The organism is Mesorhizobium sp. M1E.F.Ca.ET.063.01.1.1 (assembly GCF_003998155.1).
Taxonomy (GTDB): domain Bacteria; phylum Pseudomonadota; class Alphaproteobacteria; order Rhizobiales; family Rhizobiaceae; genus Mesorhizobium.
The window spans coordinates 1-510 of sequence record NZ_RZSC01001531.1 but is presented as its reverse complement, the minus strand read 5'-3'; the positions used below and the strand labels follow the sequence as shown (position 1 = coordinate 510).

Sequence of the window (510 nt, the reverse complement as noted above, 5' to 3'; positions counted from 1 at the left end):
TCCCTGGACTGCATAAACAGGGCATGTCGGGTTCGAGAGCCTATGCCCTCGCCACAAGAGAATGTCTCGATGCATTCCATATTAGATCACGGCAAGCGGCCATCTTGGGGTTGGCGTCACCGCGCGGTCAGAAGCCAACGCTCTACAACTGTTCTCGCTAACCTTCGGATCCGTGCAAAAGGTCGTCAGCATCGAGATGGTCAGGACATGGATGATTTCGATCAAAATCATGGGCAACTGGTTTCGTCGTCGTATCTGGTTTCCCCGAGGCCACGAGCAAATTTCAAGCTGAGACGAGGCCCGTACCGAAAGAAAGGCGTCTCAATTGAGTGATCCTCAACCCATCACGAACGAAAATATCCTGAAGATTCTCGGCACCGTCCTCATCGAAATTCGCGCGGCCGATGACCTACCTACAGCACGCATGCTTGCAGACTCATTTCACAACGCGCCGGCCATGATCGCCCGCGGTGCTGATCCGCAGGATACATGGACAAGCGTTCTCAATAC

The 510-nt window shown here is 53.7% G+C and carries 1 protein-coding gene; it reads left to right on the top strand.

Translation table 11 applies throughout. The annotated features are described in order from the left end of the window. Positions 1-325: 325 nt before the first annotated feature. Positions 326-510, top strand: a 185-nt coding sequence (locus EOA29_RS42545; RefSeq protein WP_210213239.1) for a hypothetical protein, incomplete at its 3' end; no start/stop codon positions are given.